Source organism: Monoglobus pectinilyticus (assembly GCF_002874775.1).
In the GTDB taxonomy this organism is placed as follows: domain Bacteria; phylum Bacillota; class Clostridia; order Monoglobales; family Monoglobaceae; genus Monoglobus; species Monoglobus pectinilyticus.
The window spans coordinates 1-11,557 of sequence record NZ_CP020991.1 but is presented as its reverse complement, the minus strand read 5'-3'; the positions used below and the strand labels follow the sequence as shown (position 1 = coordinate 11,557).

At 41.3% G+C, this 11,557-nt stretch carries 21 protein-coding genes; all 21 read right to left on the bottom strand.

Annotated features, from left to right (window positions below; translation table 11 throughout):
- Window positions 1–65: 65 nt before the first annotated feature.
- The 21 genes from B9O19_RS11595 to B9O19_RS00005 all read right to left on the bottom strand — a co-directional run bounded on the left by B9O19_RS11595 (window position 66) and on the right by B9O19_RS00005 (window position 11,281).
- Complete coding sequence (locus B9O19_RS11595) at window positions 66–215, bottom strand: hypothetical protein (RefSeq protein WP_158648864.1); 150 nt, start codon at window positions 213–215, stop codon at window positions 66–68.
- A 47-nt stretch (window positions 216–262) separates the two neighbouring features.
- Window positions 263–556: a hypothetical protein gene (locus B9O19_RS00095; protein WP_102364565.1), complete on the bottom strand. Its 294-nt coding sequence runs from the start codon at window positions 554–556 to the stop codon at window positions 263–265.
- A gap of 3 nt (window positions 557–559) precedes the next feature.
- The gene (locus B9O19_RS00090) at window positions 560–1,198 is read right to left on the bottom strand and encodes a major tail protein (protein WP_102364564.1); all 639 of its coding nucleotides are present in this window, start codon (window positions 1,196–1,198) and stop codon (window positions 560–562) included.
- 19 nt (window positions 1,199–1,217) lie between these two features.
- On the bottom strand, window positions 1,218–1,649 hold the full coding sequence (locus B9O19_RS00085; RefSeq protein WP_102364563.1) for an HK97-gp10 family putative phage morphogenesis protein: 432 nt from the start codon (window positions 1,647–1,649) through the stop codon (window positions 1,218–1,220).
- 14 nt (window positions 1,650–1,663) lie between these two features.
- Window positions 1,664–2,008 carry a hypothetical protein gene (locus B9O19_RS00080; RefSeq protein WP_102364562.1) on the bottom strand — a complete coding sequence of 115 codons (345 nt, stop codon included), beginning with the start codon at window positions 2,006–2,008 and terminating at the stop codon, window positions 1,664–1,666.
- Window positions 2,005–2,358, bottom strand: coding sequence for a hypothetical protein (locus tag B9O19_RS00075; RefSeq protein WP_102364561.1), 354 nt, complete (start codon window positions 2,356–2,358; stop codon window positions 2,005–2,007). Before B9O19_RS00075 ends, B9O19_RS00080 begins: the two co-directional genes overlap by 4 nt.
- A complete protein-coding gene (locus B9O19_RS00070) occupies window positions 2,327–2,710 on the bottom strand; it encodes a phage head-tail connector protein (protein ID WP_102364560.1) in 384 nt (127 codons plus the stop codon). The genes B9O19_RS00075 and B9O19_RS00070 overlap by 32 nt, the downstream gene beginning before the upstream one ends.
- Window positions 2,640–2,789, bottom strand: a complete 150-nt coding sequence (locus B9O19_RS11590) for a hypothetical protein (protein ID WP_158648863.1) — start codon at window positions 2,787–2,789, stop codon at window positions 2,640–2,642. The genes B9O19_RS00070 and B9O19_RS11590 overlap by 71 nt, the downstream gene beginning before the upstream one ends.
- A gap of 6 nt (window positions 2,790–2,795) precedes the next feature.
- The gene (locus B9O19_RS00065; RefSeq protein ID WP_102364559.1) at window positions 2,796–3,623 is read right to left on the bottom strand and encodes a N4-gp56 family major capsid protein; all 828 of its coding nucleotides are present in this window, start codon (window positions 3,621–3,623) and stop codon (window positions 2,796–2,798) included.
- The gene (locus B9O19_RS00060) at window positions 3,623–4,258 is read right to left on the bottom strand and encodes a DUF4355 domain-containing protein (protein ID WP_102364558.1); all 636 of its coding nucleotides are present in this window, start codon (window positions 4,256–4,258) and stop codon (window positions 3,623–3,625) included. Before B9O19_RS00060 ends, B9O19_RS00065 begins: the two co-directional genes overlap by 1 nt.
- Window positions 4,259–4,401: 143 nt before the next feature.
- Window positions 4,402–4,689 carry a hypothetical protein gene (locus tag B9O19_RS00055; RefSeq protein WP_102364557.1) on the bottom strand — a complete coding sequence of 96 codons (288 nt, stop codon included), beginning with the start codon at window positions 4,687–4,689 and terminating at the stop codon, window positions 4,402–4,404.
- 59 nt (window positions 4,690–4,748) lie between these two features.
- Entirely contained in the window at window positions 4,749–4,934 is a 186-nt protein-coding gene (locus B9O19_RS00050) for a hypothetical protein (RefSeq protein ID WP_102364556.1), read from the bottom strand.
- Entirely contained in the window at window positions 4,922–6,478 is a 1,557-nt protein-coding gene (locus B9O19_RS00045) for a minor capsid protein (protein ID WP_102364555.1), read from the bottom strand. The genes B9O19_RS00050 and B9O19_RS00045 overlap by 13 nt, the downstream gene beginning before the upstream one ends.
- Window positions 6,465–7,841 carry a phage portal protein gene (locus tag B9O19_RS00040; RefSeq protein WP_102364554.1) on the bottom strand — a complete coding sequence of 459 codons (1,377 nt, stop codon included), beginning with the start codon at window positions 7,839–7,841 and terminating at the stop codon, window positions 6,465–6,467. The genes B9O19_RS00045 and B9O19_RS00040 overlap by 14 nt, the downstream gene beginning before the upstream one ends.
- Window positions 7,838–9,103 carry a PBSX family phage terminase large subunit gene (locus B9O19_RS00035; RefSeq protein ID WP_102364553.1) on the bottom strand — a complete coding sequence of 422 codons (1,266 nt, stop codon included), beginning with the start codon at window positions 9,101–9,103 and terminating at the stop codon, window positions 7,838–7,840. Before B9O19_RS00035 ends, B9O19_RS00040 begins: the two co-directional genes overlap by 4 nt.
- Window positions 9,090–9,551 carry a terminase small subunit gene (locus B9O19_RS00030; protein WP_306559983.1) on the bottom strand — a complete coding sequence of 154 codons (462 nt, stop codon included), beginning with the start codon at window positions 9,549–9,551 and terminating at the stop codon, window positions 9,090–9,092. Before B9O19_RS00030 ends, B9O19_RS00035 begins: the two co-directional genes overlap by 14 nt.
- Window positions 9,552–9,708: 157 nt before the next feature.
- Window positions 9,709–10,113 carry a hypothetical protein gene (locus B9O19_RS00025; RefSeq protein WP_102364551.1) on the bottom strand — a complete coding sequence of 135 codons (405 nt, stop codon included), beginning with the start codon at window positions 10,111–10,113 and terminating at the stop codon, window positions 9,709–9,711.
- 67 nt (window positions 10,114–10,180) lie between these two features.
- On the bottom strand, window positions 10,181–10,450 hold the full coding sequence (locus B9O19_RS00020; protein WP_102364550.1) for a dATP/dGTP diphosphohydrolase domain-containing protein: 270 nt from the start codon (window positions 10,448–10,450) through the stop codon (window positions 10,181–10,183).
- Between the two features lie 22 nt (window positions 10,451–10,472).
- The gene (locus tag B9O19_RS00015; protein ID WP_102364549.1) at window positions 10,473–10,673 is read right to left on the bottom strand and encodes a hypothetical protein; all 201 of its coding nucleotides are present in this window, start codon (window positions 10,671–10,673) and stop codon (window positions 10,473–10,475) included.
- Window position 10,674: 1 nt separating this feature from the next.
- The gene (locus B9O19_RS00010; protein WP_102364548.1) at window positions 10,675–11,067 is read right to left on the bottom strand and encodes a RusA family crossover junction endodeoxyribonuclease; all 393 of its coding nucleotides are present in this window, start codon (window positions 11,065–11,067) and stop codon (window positions 10,675–10,677) included.
- On the bottom strand, window positions 11,057–11,281 hold the full coding sequence (locus B9O19_RS00005) for a hypothetical protein (RefSeq protein ID WP_102364547.1): 225 nt from the start codon (window positions 11,279–11,281) through the stop codon (window positions 11,057–11,059). Before B9O19_RS00005 ends, B9O19_RS00010 begins: the two co-directional genes overlap by 11 nt.
- Window positions 11,282–11,557 lie beyond the last annotated feature (276 nt).

The following is an 11,557-nucleotide window of genomic DNA, read 5'->3' as shown; positions in this document are numbered from 1 at the left end:
AAAGCAAAAAACACTGTTTAAAATGCTTTTTGCTTTGTGCAGTCCTAAAACTGCACAATATAATTTTATAATCCATTCATCCAGCCGAGACTGGGAGGCAAATTTGTGACAGAGTTTTCCTCCTCGTCTTCGTTTAGTGAAATTAACATTTCCATTAATTTAACCGGATTTTGTCTTGCAAGCTCGTCGGGCAGTATCCCTTTTGACTTATACATTACTCCATATATATCATTAAGATTAAAAGTTTCGTCACTGTCCGACTTTACTGGTTTTTTATAAGTTCGTTTACTTCGCTTATTGTATTGAGGTAAATGTCAAGCAATTTCCGACACAACATATCTTTTTCTGCGATGGACATTGTGTCAATGTATTCTTTATTAGCCGCTGTGCCTTTAAACATGCTTATTAGTACACCATAACACAACTTGCAAGCGCCTGAATGCCCTCTTAAATGCTTGTCCTGCATATCTGCGTAATCCTCAAAAGCAAACGGCCTTGATTGAACTTCTTTGCCGTTAATCTTTATAGTCAATATATTTTCTATGTCTTTTGCCATGGACTAAACCCCCTGTTCCGGTGTTGTTGACGGATACCAGTTCGGGTCTGTGAACCAGTTTTCTACAGCCTGTTCTTCCGTCACTCCATCAGGCAGATTGTCTGTATCTATATAGTAATATCCCTTACCGTCAGAATCACGGAATACGGCTGAAAATGTGGCTTTGGCTGTCTGATGTTCGGGCGCGCCCTCAGAAGCTTTTGTCTTGCCTCCAATATTTGAGGCAAAACCATATTTGCCCTTATAGTACCTAACCAAACGTTTTACACCGTTGGCTTTTTCAATCACCCAAGCCACAGCAAAATATTCAGCCTTTGCCGCTGTGTCTTTATTGAACTCCACGCCGTTGTCTACAAGTTCCGCACCTCTCCACATTGCGTCAACCTCGGGCGGTATATCAGCGTTTGTAATTTCATGACCCATTTTTTCAACGTATGAATCTACTTCATACGCTCCGTTGTCCGCGTCAAATGTTGAGGTAGAACCTGAATCTGTTGGAGCGATTTCAACCGTGCCTGGCAATGTCACCGCCTCGCCGTATGTAGTCTTCCCTGTTGCTATATCATCAGCTGTTATAGGGAAAAAGGTATAATTTGATACACCAATTTTTGAATGTGGTTTATTTATTTCTTTTACTGCCATAATTAATGACCTCCTAAAATTAATTTATTGCTTTTTGTACTTCATTAGTTAATATTTCAACCGCTTCATCTTTCCCGGCTTCAAAACCGGGTTCCATGTACGGCTGTGGTCTCTGCCCCCTGGTCGTGTGCCATTGTCCTTTGCTGTCCTGATACCTCCACGGCGTTTGTCGTCCTCCGGCGTAAATACCTGTACCCATTTCGACGTATATACCGTAATCAACCGTGGGTCCTATCTCAGATGTATATTTTCCTCCACCGCCTGTTGTTTCTTCTACAATGCTGTTTCTCAGTTCTCCTGTATCAACAGGACACTCAGCTTTACACTGGGCTTGTATAGCTTTGCCGCCCTTTGCCACCCCGTTTTGTACAGCGCCGTCAAGTTTAGATGATATATTTTCTAAGTTGTCCAATATATTATCAAGCCCATCAATTTCAATATTGATTCCCATTGTCACCCCTCATTTTAAAAAAATACCTCTTTTTTATATCTCTGCGACAAATGATATAATTCATCAGGGCTTTGCCGGGGCACATCGCAATCGTATGTCCTTGTCCAGCCGTCCGACTGCATTATCTCATTGACTTTTACTCCTATATTGGATAACTGCACGGGCGAATTACTCCAAATATCCACAGCAAACTTGCTTACTTGTGACTGCTCGGCGTTATCGGCGTGAAAGCCCTCGTCAGTTGTCACTTTTCTAAACGTAATAACAGGCACGGCGTTAAAATGAAACTCCGTGCCATATTTAACCGTTATTCCTGTACTTTCGAGCAGTTTTTTCACCCGTGGAATTAAATCAATCAATAAAACCCACCCCCGTATATATCACTTGCGCCGTTCTCTCCCGTGTTAACGTTCACGCTCTCATCTTTTACGGCTGTTGGCAGCTTGTTTAAAAGAGCCATTGTGTAATCGTCCCAATGTTCGGAATACTTTACTGTATAGCTTATATTTTCACCTTTCAAAGCGACCCTTGCGCCTTCTTCAAGAAATGTACAAGGCTCGCAGTAAATACGCTTTACAGTCTCAATTTCAAGTCCGTATTCTTCCTGTGCTAGACCTCCGCTGTATGGTTGAATATCTGCTGTTATTTCAGCTTTAAGTTCAGCGCCGCTGTATACCTCAATCGTTTTTTTCAGGTTCATCAAAATCACTCGGAACCCTCCCTTTACGATTAATAAACGGCTTTAATCTCTCGCGGTAATTATTGAGAAAATGACTGTCGTTAGCCGTACTGTCCTCATAGCTTTTGCTTACAGAGCCCTGTGTTTCCGACTTCACAACCTTGTCTGCTTTTTCCTGCCCATAGCTTGCGCGCCTATATCGGTCGGCGGTCATAACCGGCAAAAGGCTTTCAAGCTCTTGCGGAAAATCTGATATTCTGCAATAGTTTAAAATCAGATTTATGTTATCCTCAATTAAAAAGGACAGCAGGTTATCCCTGCAGTCCCCCTCTATCCCTAGAAGCATTTTTGCGGTTTCTAGCGCGTTCGCTTTGTTTAACATTGGTTCTCACCTCCGCCTTCGGCTTATCGTCAGATACGGCTTTTCTTGCTTTCCTGTGTCTGCTTAATAACATTCCCATAGGGTATTACTCCTTTGCGCTAATCTTGATGGCCTTGGCGTCGTCCGCGATGTGCGTTGTATAGTGCTTGTCGGCTGTGATAACCGTGGTTTTATTAACAATATCTCTGTCATTTTCAATCTCGGTATCGCGCTTTAGGTAAATCGCAAGCGCACCGGGCTTAACGATATAGTTCGTATAAGCGCCGTTCTCCGCCTTAATCTTGTTGGAAAGCACAACTTGACAGCCGTGTATCATGCCGACCGTGCCCTTAATTATAATATCCGCGCCGATGTCGGTCGCTTTAATCCAGTCCTCGGATTTTCTAAGCTCCGCCAGCTGTGCCGGAGCGATAAGCAGAACCTTTTCACCGTCTATGTCCTCTCCGAATTTAACGAGTGCGTCCGCTATAAAGTTTGAAGTCAGCGTTGCCGTGCCATCTCCGACTGTCATAGCGGATATGATATTATCAAGCACAGCAAGCACATCATTGTCAAGCTTGTTTGCTATTGACAACCCAAGCTGATTTACCGCCTCGCCCATAGGGTCGCCATAGCCGCTTAGAACGGACTCGTCCGTAAGCTCAACGCCCTTGCCTGCCTTTTTAACGCTTACCTTGGTGGTCGATGTCGCCATTTTCTCAATCGGAATAGCCTCGCCCTCGCCCACGTCCTCCGCGTCACCTATGTACGCATACTTTGGAAGCGTGACGGTATCGCCCGGCTTTCCCTGCAATGTTCTGTCAATGGTCGCAAGCGGGGCAAACTTCATAGCTGCCTCAAGCTTTGCCGATACCATAGGCGCCATAACCTCGGGATTTACCATGTTTTCAAGCTTCGTTGTTCCTGTTGCCATTATTGATTACCTCCTGTTAATTTTTCATAAGTTTCTTTGTCCTCGTTATACAGCTTGACGCGCTCTGCATAACTCATTTTGTTAAAAGCCTCTTGCGTTATTGCAGCGGCTTTGTCTGTCCCCGCCTTTGGGACAGTTCCTTTCAGCTTATCGACAACCGCAGCTTGCACCTCTTCGTTAAACGCCTTTTCAAACGCGTCTATATTCGCCTTTGTGGTTTCGGCGTTGTCCTGCGCCAAAAATGAAGCGAATTGAGGCGAAAGTCCTTTGTCCATAAGTGATTTACCCGTTTCAAATTCAAGCTTTTCACGCTCATATTTCGCGCGTTCTTTCTCAAATTTTTCCTGTTCCTTTTGCCGCTCGGCTTCTGCTCGTTCGTCCGCGTTCAGCTTGGCAAGACGTTCACTTTCGCTTATTGCTTCCGACAACCTTGTTTCAAGCTCTGCATCCCACTTCTTGCGCGCCGCCTTTAACGCTTCATCAATTTTGGATTGAACGTCATCGGTGCCGCCCGCGTTGACAGCCGTCCCTGCGGCCGGCGCTGTAGGTCCGGTCGGCGTTGCCAGGTCTGCAACATTTTGTCCTGTTTGGGGTGTTACCATAGCGCCGCCTGTCTGTTTTGCATTTTCTGCCATTTAAAATCCTCCTTTCAATTTTGGGTATAAAAAAAGAGCGTCTCCGCTCATCATCTTTATTTTAATTAATTTGTTGGGTCTCTTGACCTCATGTCATCACCTCATTTTTGGTATAATAAAAGCACCCTGCATTTGCAAAGGTGCTAATCCATAACGTCATTTATAATATTCATAATTATATCAACATTGTTTTCAGTACATCTAATAGGACACAGCCCGAATTGATAATCATAACATAAGGTTACTTCATCATCATTACATTTAGATTCAATTATATCTTGAAAAGGTCCGTTAATTTCTCGTTCAACCGTTATTTTCGGATTTTTTATAAATTCCGCTTTTATTTTCTCAAAGACAGGTTCTTCCGCTTCTCTTTTAAAGTTAGGTATTACCAGATTATTACTGTTATTTTTACTTTTTACCGCTTTCATTTCAATCACCTCATTATATTTCATAATAACATTAACTTATAATATCTTGTGAACCACTACTATAAGCTAGGGTCTATTCTCTTTTTACAATTTCTGCAAATTTCATAATGCTTTTGGGTTAAAAACTTTTCATCCTTTGTTGGTTTTACTCCGCCGTCAACAATCCACTGCAATTCAACACAATAACCTAGTTCTATTACTTTATTCAACATTGGACAATTAACGTCATCTACTATTTCAGCCATTTTTTCATCACCTCTATAACTACAAGTGTATCGTTCATCATTCTATCTTTACTAATAACAGTCTGAACTATTCCACTATAAGACTTAACACCTATTACGCCACTGCTACTATAATAATCACACAAAGTATTTGGTTCCGGGTACCTTTTCATTATTGCTATAGCGTTCTTTTTATATGTAAGTGCCTCAGCTTTTGAAATTCCGCTTTGTTTAATTCTGTTTTCTGCATGAACTCGCCAGCCGTTAATTTTAATGTCTTCTACCGGATATGCTTTCCCCTTGTTTTTAATACCAGCCTTTTCAAGTTCTCTGTCTATCTTTACATATTCAATCGGTCTTCCATTGATATTACGAGCATAATATTTTAAGTCGTCCCATTGATTGGTATAATTATACTTTATATTTTGGAATTCGTCAAATGTTTTAGGGACATTCTTCTTTCCCAACACCTCAGTATATCTCACATATTGTTTCTTGTCGCCGCCTCGGTTTCTATACATAACAACATGTTTGTCAAACGCCTCTTTTTGCTTGTCTGTCAGGCTCTCAATCCATTCATTGTAACTCATACCCTTTATTTTATAGCCCTTGCCTGTCAGAGGGTCGCGCGCCCAGCGTCTTGCATAGTCTGTCGGCATTGTTGTTGTACATCTGCAATGCGGGTGCATAGGCGGATAATTTACGCCACCTACCGCCTCACTGACTTTAAATATCTTATTATCAAGCGGCGAACAGCTTTCACACGTCCTCTCATCAAGCGTTGCAAGATATTTGTATTGTTCTATTCCTAATTCTTCATAAGCCCTCAATTCAGCCATGTTCATGAAATAACTGACCTGCGTATTAACCAGCCTCTGCGCGTTATACTTTGATGTTTCCATTATCTCAGCAAGCCGGGCAGCCATTTGCGTATATCCCGCATGGCTCATTATCCCTTCTGTAATTATCTTCTGCGACTGTTCAGCGACCTTTGCCGTGTTATTCCACACTCTATCGCTAAATTGTTCGCCATGCCACTTACTCCCAAGCATTTCATTAACTGCGCGCTTAGGTATAAGAGAAAAGTATACACCTACATTACAGCCTTTTGCTATGTCGTGAACGGTTCTGTAATAGCTTTCTTCTATAACCGTATTGTATAAAGTCTTAGTTTTCTCTATCTCCGTTAGTGCCTTTTCTTTGAAATAAGCATATACATTAAGCTTAACCGCTTCTAAACGGCTAATTCTTGCCCCGTATGCCTGCGCGTGTATCTTGCGCATAAGTTCAAGCCGCTGTTTTGGATCTTCCGTGTCTTTTAATATTTCAGACAGCCTATCTGCTATTTGGTTCTGCGCCGCTTTATTAATAAGCTGTTCGGCTTCCTCGGCTGTGATTTGTACACCATTTTTGTATGTGTTGAATATCTTTTTTATTTCTTTGTCGATATCTTTTATGATACTGTCATACATACGCCTAAGCTCTTGTATTGTGTATGCTCCGCGGTTGTGTGCATCAAGTTCGCGCATTAGCGCAACTCTCAGCCAATAATCAGCACTTCTCATCAGTTAAATCTTCAAGCGCTGTATAATCCGCGCCCGTGCTCTTTCTGTAAAGTTCCTCGCGCTTTATCTCGCGCTCTACGCGGCTTTCCTCCTGCTTTTCCACAAGCTCCATTTCTTCCGCTGAATCGGACACAAAATCAAGCTGCTCAAGCAGTGTTTCATCAGATACAAGACCGCGCAGATAATTAATCGTCTGTGCCAGCTCCAAATTATTCTCAGGAAGATTTCGATTGAAGATAAAGTCAACATCTCCCGAACTTACTACACTCATACGGCTTAGTAAAGATAAATAATGGACATATAGGTCAAATCTTTCTTTAAGTCCAAGAACTAAAAACCGTTCCTTATTCTTAACATGCTGTTCAAACCCCAAAAGCTTGTATCTTATAGCAACGCCGGAAAGGTTATTGCCGAAATTCTCGTCTGTGAGGTCGGGCGTTAATGAAAATTTATGTAAATCGTCCTTGATATTATTCCTCAGTATCTCTACATCAGTCTCGTTTAGAACCTTTTGTAAATATTTTGCTTCCGCGTCCGGCGTGAAAGACATCATTATTTTTTCAGTCAATAATTCTTTGGCTTTTTCGCTGTCAACCTCTACGTTTTTAAGGAACAATATAGCGTCTACAAACTGCTCCTTATCATTAACGCGGTCACTCATCAGCGTGTTGTATGCGTCTATAAGACCGATAAGCTGTTCAAAATCGCCCTGCTTGTCTTCATTGTTGATATACTCAATCATCGGCACCCTGCCAAATGAATGCGCCGTCCTCTCTATTTCTTCATAAACGCTCCCTCCCCCTGTGCTTCGGTATTTTATAACCTCGTTTTCTGTATAAACATTAGCGACTTTACCCACTTCCAGACCGTCTATATCTGTTATCGTGTAGTAATGCACACCGAACAGTTTTCTTTGCTCTACAGTATCATCATAAACAATAAACGCCTGCCGCGGTTCAAGCACAGCAGACTTCGGTTTGGAATCTTCGTTCGCATAAACCAACTCATATGAATGTCCGTAAATAGACATATCCCGTACAATCCGGCTGTCTGTATTTTGTATCTCGCTTTCAAAATATGCGTTCTTTAACGGTTCGATATCAATACCGTCTGCCGCACTGTACGCAATAGGCGCGCCGAGCAAATAACCTTGTGTCATATCAACTATGTACTTCGCATGGTTACATACCGTTTTGTTGTTCGGCAAGCCTTTGCCTTTAGGTCTTCGATAAAGCACATCATGTTTTCCCAAATAATAATCTTTAAGCTTGATAAGCCGTGCCGTATCTTCAGCACGTTTATTAATCAGCTTTCCCAATATTCTTCCGTCAACCTCTTTTACCGTCTCAGCGTCAACTATCATATACCCAGCTCCTTCCTGCTTCTTATCTCAATACCTCTGTTACTCATATCATCTTCCAGCGCATACCTAACCGCGTCAATTGTGTGGTTATCCTTGTCAGGGTAAGAAGCTTTAAACTCACCTCTGCTGTCACGTTCAAGCTCGTAGTTATAAAACTCGTTGGCAGCATGCGGACACCGCACAGGGTCGATAATTATTACTTCAAGCGACTGCAGGAACTTAATACCATACTCAATACTATCGGGCCCTTTCTTTGCTCCGCGTACTTTAAGGCCATATCCTCTTAACTCCGCTATGCTTTTAGGTTCCGCGCTGTCGCAGACAATGTAACCGTCATACACCTCGCACCCTTGGATCAACTCCGCCGCCGCACGATTTGACAAGCCGACTTTGTATATTTCATCCATGAGGTACAGCCGCTTCCGTGTCTTGTCATAGTGGCAGACGAGATACGCAAACGGGTCAACCGCATACCCAAAGTCAATTCCCCGCCTGATCCGGTCAAAAACCGCAATCTCTTCTTCGCTTATCTCGCGAACATCAAGGTTTGTAAACACCTCGCCGCCCGTTCCGGTAACCTCTCCCAAATACTCGTGGTTATAATTACTCGGTTTCGTCTTCTTTAAATGCTCCGCCTCCAAAATAAACTGTTCGCCGAGCCACTGAGGAGGAACGCTTAAATATGTGCTGTGGTGTATCACTCTGTCGCTTCGCGTTGTCAATACCTCTTCATTTACCCAATTCCGTTGACTTTGCGGAGGGTTGTAAGAGTAAAATACATTATACATTTCACCTCCGCGCATAAGTGACTGATTAATCGTACGTATCTCTTCCATGCCTCCAAATTCGTCCACTTCCTCATACCAAATATAACGAATATATCCTCTGTGCACCTTGGTAGATTTCAGTTTCTTGGGCTTATCTGCTCCCCTGAATAATATCCGCTGCCCTGTCGGAAGATATATCAGTTCAAGCGGCGACAGCTTGAATTGCCAAAGGTGTGATACTCCGAGTTTTTCTATCGCCCACACAAGCTGTTCATATACACTGTCTTTAAGATAAAGTCCCACCTTGCGAACTACAACGGCATTAGCACTCGGATTACTCATTATACCAAGCACAATTTCCACGCTGATAAAAGAAGATTTTGTGCTTCCTCTGCCGCCCTTTAGCCAGTAGTGTGTATGCCCGCCTCGCTTAATATCATGGTGAAGAGCATAAAAAGAAGGCGCGATAAGGTCTGTCAAACTAACCACTATCATCACCCTTTGGAATATTGTCTAAAATCTGAACCTGCGCTATTCCATCAACCTGCGTTCGTTCTGTAAACAGTGTGTAATACTTACCAAGCAACTCTGCCGCTTTTAAACGTTCTTTTTCATCAGGAGATTTTTCAATGTGCTTCGTCTTCGAAAAGCCATCTCCCCGTCCCTCAACAACAAGCACCTCCGCTTTACTTTTACCCCGCATTACTGACGTGAGATACTCTACAACCTCCTGCGCATCTGCTGTCTTTTCGTTGTGCAGCTTCTCAATTTGCTCACTAATATATGCTTTAATCTTAGTATTTCTTAGCAGTTTAGAAGCATTTACAGCCGCCGAATCATTATTTTTTACATTGGGATAAGCGTTCTTATATGCTCGAGTCCCATTCAAATCTATCAAATATTCATCACAGAAACGTTTCTGTTTTTCAGTCAAATATCTCACCTCCAAATCACATCACAGCCGCCCGCCCCTCAGCAAATTTATGATGTACAATTCCCACAAGACCTAAAACTAAAAGAACCGCCCCAAAAAGGAAAACGGCTCTTAAACAAAAAATATATAAAAGGAGAAATTACTTTGCATACCTTTCATAATACAATTATAACATGTGATTTTCGTATTTTTCGTACTTTTTTAAAAAATTATTATGTTTTTTTCTCGGAACCTGTTCATCACCATTGCCTACTTTAAAAGCAATCTTTTGGAATGTCCACCCCTCAATATATCTGTATCTGAAAATTCGCCTTGTTTCGCTGTCAGCAATGTTGTTAATAAATTCATTCAATGCGTGATATTCGGCTTTTAATAACCCCAACTCTTTTTTTAACATATCACGTGTGTGGTCGCACTCTCCTGTTTCCACTTTCATGTTATGTTTTATGTACGGGAATTCCCTGTCTGACCCCTGCACAATGTCAGAACTTTCAAGCATTTGTATCTGTTCGGCCAATTCTTCAATTTCTGCTTTTATACTTTTGTACTGCCTTAATCTTTCAGCTGTCATAAGATTTATCACATCCAGTTTGATAATAATTCTTTGTCTGTTAAATTACTTTTTTATCCATATAGTTTCAGTCCTTTTCCATAGCGCACAAAAACGCAATATTGCAAGCCAAATGCCACAAATGCGGCAGTCCGCTTTCTTCATCTGCACCCAAAGGGTCATTTATGTATGACACAAAGTGTCTGAAAGCCGCGTCTCTGTACCTTTGCGGTTCAACATCTTTCCAGCTGTCACTATCTCCATACTTTTTTGCTCCATACTCTCTTACCATGGCAACCGCTGTAATTATTTCTGTCGGGCACAAGGTAAGTTTCGGCTTTCCTTCGTCATATTTCATCTTGTCCCTCCTTGTTATAAATTTATTTCTCAATAAGTTCTACATCACTTAGTTGCACATGAATAACACAATTTGCGTTTTCGTCATATAGTTCTCCGTCATATTCGATTCTATCTTCATGAATATTTTTAAAACATCTACTAGCATAAAAGACATAGTTTTTATTTTTATAACGAACTATACTTTGTTGCATAATTGCTTGTTTAACTTGTTTTAACTCCATCTTACAAATCCTCTATCCTGATATATATTCCGGGCTTTTCAGCCCAAAATTTTTCCACAATTTCACTTGCCACCAAATTATCATCTGCCCAATACCCCAACTTTGTCATTACATCCTTGAGTAACTTCTGTAAATTGTCCGTATCCGGCTTAGTTATTTTATACTCACCGTCTCTGTGATTTTTTCTCGGGAAACACCATTTTACAATAAGCCGAACTCCACCAATATATTTTTTTGCTGGAACAAATCTAGCTAAATGTGACATAAGTTTTAAACGGGCGTCTTTTAAATTATATGGTTCATAAAAAACCGGTTTACCTTTTATCACACTGACTTTCTTTTCTTGATGAGTAACAGTTGGTGGAATAATTGCAACAAAAAATTCAGTTATCATAATCAACACCACTCCAACATCCTGATTCAGCATTATATTTTATCGCTTCGGAATTTTTTATATTATTCCAGATATAATTTAAAATTTCAGGTTGCATTATAAGCCATTTAATAACTTCACTATTTTGTATTTTAAATTCTTTGCCCGGAATTGAATGTCTCAGTTCAGGCATTCGTTTAACTGCATCTAACAATTTGCTTCTTTGTGTTCTCATATTTTTTGTTCACCCCTCAGTTTTTGTTTTACTCTTGAAAAAATTTTTTGTCAGTGACAGGGGGAGGCGTTGTTGTGCGTGAGCTTCGCACAACGACTTACCCCACTGACCCGTGAGGGAAAGGGAAAATTATATATTTATATATATAAATTTCCTTCCCGATTTCCCGATTGCGCTCTAACCCACATTTTTACGCGGTTTTCAAGACTTGAGGGAAAAAGGGAAATTTCCTTGTTTTTTCCCAATTTCCCTTGAGGGAAAAAGGGAAATTTCCCT

Excerpts from the sequence above, each read along its gene's own strand:
- B9O19_RS11595 (WP_158648864.1), bottom strand. The coding sequence starts at position 215 with ATGTATAAGTCAAAAGGGATACTGCCCGACGAGCTTGCAAGACAAAAT.
- B9O19_RS00095 (WP_102364565.1), bottom strand. The coding sequence starts at position 556 with ATGGCAAAAGACATAGAAAATATATTGACTATAAAGATTAACGGCAAA.
- B9O19_RS00090 (WP_102364564.1), bottom strand. The coding sequence starts at position 1,198 with ATGGCAGTAAAAGAAATAAATAAACCACATTCAAAAATTGGTGTATCA.
- B9O19_RS00085 (WP_102364563.1), bottom strand. The coding sequence starts at position 1,649 with ATGGGAATCAATATTGAAATTGATGGGCTTGATAATATATTGGACAAC.
- B9O19_RS00070 (WP_102364560.1), bottom strand. The coding sequence starts at position 2,710 with ATGTTAAACAAAGCGAACGCGCTAGAAACCGCAAAAATGCTTCTAGGG.
- B9O19_RS11590 (WP_158648863.1), bottom strand. The coding sequence starts at position 2,789 with ATGGGAATGTTATTAAGCAGACACAGGAAAGCAAGAAAAGCCGTATCT.
- B9O19_RS00065 (WP_102364559.1), bottom strand. The coding sequence starts at position 3,623 with ATGGCAACAGGAACAACGAAGCTTGAAAACATGGTAAATCCCGAGGTT.
- B9O19_RS00060 (WP_102364558.1), bottom strand. The coding sequence starts at position 4,258 with ATGGCAGAAAATGCAAAACAGACAGGCGGCGCTATGGTAACACCCCAA.
- B9O19_RS00055 (WP_102364557.1), bottom strand. The coding sequence starts at position 4,689 with ATGAAAGCGGTAAAAAGTAAAAATAACAGTAATAATCTGGTAATACCT.
- B9O19_RS00050 (WP_102364556.1), bottom strand. The coding sequence starts at position 4,934 with ATGGCTGAAATAGTAGATGACGTTAATTGTCCAATGTTGAATAAAGTA.
- B9O19_RS00045 (WP_102364555.1), bottom strand. The coding sequence starts at position 6,478 with ATGAGAAGTGCTGATTATTGGCTGAGAGTTGCGCTAATGCGCGAACTT.
- B9O19_RS00040 (WP_102364554.1), bottom strand. The coding sequence starts at position 7,841 with ATGATAGTTGACGCTGAGACGGTAAAAGAGGTTGACGGAAGAATATTG.
- B9O19_RS00035 (WP_102364553.1), bottom strand. The coding sequence starts at position 9,103 with ATGATAGTGGTTAGTTTGACAGACCTTATCGCGCCTTCTTTTTATGCT.
- B9O19_RS00025 (WP_102364551.1), bottom strand. The coding sequence starts at position 10,113 with ATGACAGCTGAAAGATTAAGGCAGTACAAAAGTATAAAAGCAGAAATT.
- B9O19_RS00020 (WP_102364550.1), bottom strand. The coding sequence starts at position 10,450 with ATGAAATATGACGAAGGAAAGCCGAAACTTACCTTGTGCCCGACAGAA.
- B9O19_RS00015 (WP_102364549.1), bottom strand. The coding sequence starts at position 10,673 with ATGGAGTTAAAACAAGTTAAACAAGCAATTATGCAACAAAGTATAGTT.
- B9O19_RS00010 (WP_102364548.1), bottom strand. The coding sequence starts at position 11,067 with ATGATAACTGAATTTTTTGTTGCAATTATTCCACCAACTGTTACTCAT.
- B9O19_RS00005 (WP_102364547.1), bottom strand. The coding sequence starts at position 11,281 with ATGAGAACACAAAGAAGCAAATTGTTAGATGCAGTTAAACGAATGCCT.